The organism is Pseudomonas sp. S37, from assembly GCF_016658545.1.
GTDB lineage: Bacteria > Pseudomonadota > Gammaproteobacteria > Pseudomonadales > Pseudomonadaceae > Aquipseudomonas.
This window is the reverse complement of sequence record NZ_JACVZC010000194.1, coordinates 1-5,195: the sequence shown is the minus strand read 5'-3', so window position 1 is coordinate 5,195 and position 5,195 is coordinate 1. Positions and strand designations below refer to the sequence as shown.

Below are 5,195 nucleotides of genomic sequence, written 5' to 3'. Positions count from 1 at the left end.
CCCCCCCCCCCCCCCCCCCCCCCCCCCCCCCCCCCCGCTCCTACAAGGGTCGCGTCAGGACTGGGTGATGCATCCGGCAACAAGACGGGGAATTGCGTATCAGGCTAGGTTGAGGGTAGTTTCCAGAAACCACCTTTTCAGGACCGCCCCCTTGGACTCCATCACCCAAGCCGTACTCGGCGCCGCCCTGCAAGGCACCGTTCTCGGCCGCATCCAGGGCCGTCGCGCGCTGCTGTATGGCGCGGTGCTAGGCACGCTGCCCGACCTCGACGTAATCATCCGCTATGCCGACCCGGTGTCGCAGATGACCTACCACCGTGGCTTTTCCCATTCGCTGTTCGTGCTCACCGGGCTGGCCTTGTTGCTGGCCTGGCTGGTGAACAAATGCTGGTCTGACAAGGGCTATACCTTGCCCAGGCTGTTCATTGCGTTCTGGCTGGTACTCATTACCCACCCATTGCTCGACGCCTTTACGGTCTACGGCACGCAGCTGTTCTGGCCACTGCAGAGCACCCCGCAAAGCTGGGCGGCGGTGTTCATCATCGACCCGGTCTACACCGTGCCACTGCTGGCGGCCGTCATCTACGCCATCACCCAAGGTGTGACCGCAAGGGCCACACGCCTGCTGACCCTGGCGCTGGTATTCAGCACGGCCTACCTCGGCTTCGGCCTCGCCGGGCGCATGGCAGCCGAGCAGCGCTTTCAGGCGGCGCTGGACCAGCAAGGTATCGCGGCCAGCGAGGTGCGCGCCGTGCCGATCGCGTTCAACAGCCTGGTCTGGCGGGTATTGGCCAAGACACCAGAAGGCGATTACTACGAAGGCATCAGCAGCGGGTTCGACCGGCAAGCACCAGAGATGCAGTGCTTGCCGCGTAACCTGCAACTGGCGCAAGCGCTGGCCAATGATCCCCTGCATCAACGTTTGCGCTGGTTCACCGATGACTGGTTGCGCTATGACCAGATCGGCGACGCGCTGGTAGTCACCGACCTGCGCATGGGTATCCCGGGCAACTACACCTTCCGGTTCAACATGGCTCACCGTGACAGCCAGGGCCACTGGATTGTCGATGTACCTTCCACGTTCAACGGCGCAGGGCCCGGCTCGATGTTCAGTGGCGCTGACCTGATGCTGATCTGGCGGCGCATCATCGAACAGCAACCGCCTTTGCCGCTGGCCGTGTGGACCGAACGCTACCTGGGCGTGAGCCCCATCGAGCGTGGGCGCTAAGGCATGCGCTCGGCCGGGCTGGACCTGGTCAAGTGGACGGCGATGTTGACCATGGTTGCCGACCACTTGCGCTTCCTGTGGCCTGAAGCTGATGGCCTGTTCGTGCTTGGCCGGCTGGCGTTTCCGCTGTTCTGCCTGGCGATTGCAGTGAATGTGGGGCGCGCGAGGGCAGAGGCGTTGTGCAGCCGTGGCAACATACGCTACCTGGGGCTGATGCTGGTGTTTGTGGTGCTGTCGGAGCCTGCCTATCGGTGGTTGGACAGTGGCTCGCAAACATTCAGCGTGATGCCGACACTGCTCCTGGGTTTGCTGGTTGCCTGGGCAGTGCATTACCCGTTGATGCCTGCGCGAGTGCTTGGTTTAACCGCGCTGCTTGCGGGATGGCTGTTCAGCGAGCAATTGATGTACGGCTTGCCGGGGGTATTGCTGCCGGGCGCCTGGCTGATGGCGCGCAGGCAGGGAGGGGTTGCCTGGATGCTGCCTTGCCTGTTGGCCATGGGCGGGAATTTGACCAATAGCTGGTTGCTGGGGCATCTGCTGGCGCCGGTTACCGTACTGACCCTGATGGCTGCAGCCTTGGCCATTCCGGTTGGCATGCTGTTGTTGCGGCATGATGATTGGCGGGTGCCTGCGGTGGGGCGGTGGGGTTATCTGTTCTATCCCGTGCATTTGCTGGTGATCAAGATCGTATCCTGATTGGCGTACACAGTTCCCTGTAGGAGCGGCCTTGCGTCGCGAAAGGACTGCGTAGCAGTCCCGGGATTTTGGCGATGATGCAAAAAATGCCGGGGCCGCTTTGCGGCCCTATCGCGACGCAAGGCCGCTCCTACAGGAGACTGCGCCAGTGGCTGGATGCGCGATCCCATGTAGGAGCGGCCTTGTGTCGCGAAAGGGCTGCAAAGCAGCCCAAAAAATCTCAGGGCGCCAAGCGCTCCCGCAGCCATTGCCCATCAACCAACCGGTAGTTCAGGCGGTCATGCAAACGGCTAGCCCGCCCCTGCCAGAACTCGATGCGCTCAGGCAGCAACCGGTAGCCACCCCAATGCTCCGGGCAATGCGGCTGGGTGTCGGAGAACCGCGCTTCGGTGGCCTTGACCAGGCCCTCCAGCTCCTCTCGCCCGGCAATCACCCGGCTCTGCGGCGACGCCCAGGCACCCAGGCGGCTGCCCAGCGGGCGCACCTGGTAATAGTCGTCCGACTCCTTGGCCGAAACCTTGACCACCCGCCCCTCGATACGCACCTGGCGCTCCAGCGCCGGCCAGAAGAAGGTCATGGCTGCAAACGGGTTGGCCTGCAGTTGCTGACCCTTGGCGCTGTCGTAGTTGGTGAAGAAGGTAAAGCCCTGCTCATCGAGCCCCTTCAACAGCAATACACGGCAATGCGGGCGGCCTGCGCCGTCCACGGTGGCCAGGGTCATGGCGTTGGCTTCCACCGGTGCCTGCTCGGTTTTCACCGCATCGGCAAACCACTGGTGGAACAGGGCAAACGGCTCGCCCGGTGCCTGGGCTTCAGCCAGGCCATCACGGGTGTAGTCGCGGCGCATATCGGCCAGGGATTGGGTCATTACTGCGTTCCTTGACGATCAGTTGGTCTTCGCAGGGCTGTTGGCAGCTACTTTTTTATCAGCGGTAGCTTTCTTGGCGGCCGGCTTGGCTGGCGCGGCTTTTTTCTTGGCGGCAGCCTTCGCAGGGACCTTGGCCTTGGCTACCGGCTTCTTCGCTGCCGGCTTGGCGGCTGGCTTGCTGTCGGCGGCCTTGGCGGCTGGCGCCTTGGCATCCTGAACCGCCACCATCGAGGCCGGAACAGGTGCCGGGGTAGCCTGCTGGTACTTGGCCAGCAGCGCGACCATGGTGTTTTGCGGAGTCAGCAGCATTTCCACGCGGCGGTTAAGGGCGCGGCCCTCGGCGCTGTCGTTGGCGGCACGCGGCATCACCGAACCCATGCCCTTGAGGGTCAGGCGGTCACGCTGCAGGCCACTGAGGCGGAAAATGGCCGAAACCGACGCGGCGCGCTCCAGGCTGAGCTTCTGGTTGGCAGCAGCGGCACCACTGGTGTCGGCATGGCCCAGTACCAGCACGGCAGTCTTCGGGTCACCTTCGACAGTCTTGGCCACGCGGGTGATCGGGCCGAGGGTCATGGGCAGCAGCATGTTCGGGCGGTCCGGGTTGTACGAGCTGTCCACCGGGATGGTCACGGCCAGCACGTTATCGCGGCGCTCCAGCTCCAGCTTGCTGTCCTTGATCGCTTCGCGCAGCTTGGGCTCGTACTCGTCCAGCCAGGCCTGGGTGGCCTTCTGGTCGATCTTCGGTACCACTGGCCCCTTGGCTTGCGTGTCGTCGCCGCCGAACGGCCACCACCAGCGGCTGGCGCTTTCGGACTTGGCATCGGCCTTGGCCACTTTTTCAGTGACGGCTGCCTTCACTTCCTGCTCGGCGACCTTGTCCGAACCGAAAGGCCACCAGCTGGAACCGCCCTCCTTGGCGCCCTCCGGGGAGTGGCTGGCGCAACCGGTCACGGCGGTCAGGCACAGGGCGAGTGCTAAGGTTTTATGTGAAGACATCAGCGATACACCATGAAATAGAAAGATATTTTGCCTAGGCACTTCAGGCGTTGGCATTGAGGATAGTCAAAGGGGTGGGGCAATACCCGCATTACCCGATCAAAGGCAACTGGCAAGGACACGCACCAGTTTTTGCGCACGCGGGTCCATGAGCACATACGGGCCGAGGGTATTGACCACGAAACCGAAGGCCACATCGTGCTCCGGGTCGGCAAAGCCGACCGAGCCACCGGCACCGGGGTGGCCGAAGGCGCGGGCGCCTAGGCCAAAGGTGGCGTTGGCCACGTCAGGCTGGTCAAGCATGCAGCCCAGGCCGAAACGGGTCTGGGTGAGCAAGGTGCGGTCCTGGCCGAGGCTGTGCTCGCGGGTCAACTCATCGAGCAGTTCGGATTCAAGCAGGCTGCCATCCAGCAACCCGGCATAGAAGCCCGCCAGGCTGCGGGCATTGCCATGGCCATTGGCCGCGGGCTGCTGCATGCGCCGCCATTCCGGCTTGTTGGTGCTGGTCAGGATCGCTGGCGGGTTGGTGAAGGCACGGGTCGACAGGGCCTCGGGTTCGCGCATGGTCACCTGCAGCAAGCGCTGTGCGGCGGCATCGCCAGGGTTGCCCTTGCCACGGGCGATGTGCGCCACGCGGTCGAACTCTTCGTCGGCCAGGCCAACATGGAAATCCAGCCCCAGCGGGCGGGCGGTGCGCGCCACGATCGAGTCACCGGGGCCACGGCCATCGGCACGACGGATCAGTTCGCCGATCAGCCAGCCGTAAGTGATGGCGGCGTAGCCATGCTCCGTGCCAGGTGTCCACCACGGCGTCTCGGCCGCCAGGGCGTCGACCATGGTCTGCCAGTCATACAGGGCTTCAGCCGGCAGCAGCTCACGGATGGCCGGCAGGCCGGCACGGTGGCTGAGCAACTGACGCAGGGTAATCGATTGCTTACCGGCTTGGGCAAATTCGGGCCAGTAGTTGGCTACAGGGGCATCAAGGGCCAGCTTGCCCTCGCCGACCAGCTGCAACGCGGTAACAGCGGTGAAGGTCTTGGTGCAGGAGAACAGGTTGGCGATGGTGTCACTGTGCCAGGCCTGCTGGCCGTCCTTGTCGGCACTGCCGGCCCACAGGTCGACGACAGTCTTGCCGCCAACCTGGATGCACAGCGCGGCGCCACGCTCTTGGGGATCATCGAACAGCGCGGCAAAGGCTTCGCGCACGGCTTCGAACTTCAGCTCATAGTGACCCTGGATCTGCACCCGCTGTTCTCCGTACGACCATATTCAAAAAGGTGTGCATTGTTTCAGTAGTTTGGCGTTTTGCAAACTGGCTTGGGCTGGGTGGTCGCGATGAATGGCGCATCGAATCCCTGTGGGAGCGGCCTTGCCGGAGCGCCGGACCGGTCGGATTGGGCTGCGCAG

The 5,195-nt window shown here is 63.8% G+C and carries 5 protein-coding genes; 2 read left to right on the top strand and 3 right to left on the bottom strand.

Annotated features, from left to right (window positions below; all coding sequences use genetic code 11):
• Positions 1 to 151 precede the first annotated feature (151 nt).
• Together IAE39_RS28860 and IAE39_RS28855 are read left to right on the top strand one after the other, a co-directional pair.
• The gene (locus tag IAE39_RS28860; RefSeq protein ID WP_201207869.1) at positions 152 to 1,228 is read left to right on the top strand and encodes a metal-dependent hydrolase; all 1,077 of its coding nucleotides are present in this window, start codon (positions 152 to 154) and stop codon (positions 1,226 to 1,228) included.
• Between the two features lie 3 nt (positions 1,229 to 1,231).
• Positions 1,232 to 1,924, top strand: coding sequence for a TraX family protein (locus tag IAE39_RS28855; RefSeq protein WP_201207868.1), 693 nt, complete (start codon positions 1,232 to 1,234; stop codon positions 1,922 to 1,924).
• 220 nt (positions 1,925 to 2,144) lie between these two features.
• Here the strand turns inward: IAE39_RS28855 and pdxH are convergent, their stop codons facing one another.
• The 3 genes from pdxH to IAE39_RS28840 all read right to left on the bottom strand — a co-directional run bounded on the left by pdxH (position 2,145) and on the right by IAE39_RS28840 (position 5,033).
• On the bottom strand, positions 2,145 to 2,792 hold the full coding sequence (gene pdxH, locus IAE39_RS28850) for a pyridoxamine 5'-phosphate oxidase (RefSeq protein ID WP_201207867.1): 648 nt from the start codon (positions 2,790 to 2,792) through the stop codon (positions 2,145 to 2,147).
• Between the two features lie 18 nt (positions 2,793 to 2,810).
• On the bottom strand, positions 2,811 to 3,788 hold the full coding sequence (locus IAE39_RS28845) for an OmpA family protein (RefSeq protein WP_201207866.1): 978 nt from the start codon (positions 3,786 to 3,788) through the stop codon (positions 2,811 to 2,813).
• Positions 3,789 to 3,887: 99 nt separating this feature from the next.
• Positions 3,888 to 5,033, bottom strand: coding sequence for a serine hydrolase domain-containing protein (locus IAE39_RS28840; RefSeq protein WP_201207865.1), 1,146 nt, complete (start codon positions 5,031 to 5,033; stop codon positions 3,888 to 3,890).
• Positions 5,034 to 5,195: the final 162 nt, after the last annotated feature.